1 protein-coding gene is annotated in these 537 nt (G+C 43.8%); it reads left to right on the top strand.

Annotation, left to right across the window (positions count from 1 at the left end; translation table 11 throughout):
- On the top strand, nucleotides 1–223 hold a 223-nt coding region (locus tag AB4585_RS24960), incomplete at its 5' end, for a hypothetical protein (RefSeq protein WP_372171442.1).
- Nucleotides 224–537: the final 314 nt, after the last annotated feature.

Below are 537 nucleotides of genomic sequence, written 5' to 3' on the forward strand. Positions count from 1 at the left end.
GTATGATTGGGATGAAGAAGTTGTAGTTAGTGGTGCGGTGTTCAATAGTCCACATTATAAAACTTTAACAGCCCCTACAGCCGATAAAGGAAGTTCCAATGCAGGGTTTGATTATGGTATGAAGTTACAGAATGGTTCTTCGCTAGCTTACCATAAGTGGTATGTAGACTATGAGATTGTGTGGGACTCCTACGTGCCTTCCCCGTCAACACCGAATTGCTAGGTCACTACGTTGATAGTGCGAAATAAAGATGCTTAGTGGTCTCTTATTTCTTTCAAGCGACGCATCCAGTGGGAGGGTCGCTTTTTTTATGCCCTTTTCGTGGCGCAACTGCATCTTTACTTGCTGTGTATTTGTCCTAGTAAGGGCAACAGTAGAGCTAAACGGGAAAGGCTAATGAAAAATGCAGTTGTAATTGGGGTCTGTGCTCTGGTTTCATTGGGTGCTTACGCATCGCCAGACTACCTAAATGTTATTGGTGGAGTGAAGGATAATGTCGGGTTCGTACCAGTATCGCCGGAAGATTTAAATACTTC

This window comes from Vibrio sp. 10N.222.49.C9 (genome assembly GCF_041474985.1).
Taxonomy (GTDB): Bacteria; Pseudomonadota; Gammaproteobacteria; order Enterobacterales; family Vibrionaceae; genus Vibrio; species Vibrio crassostreae_C.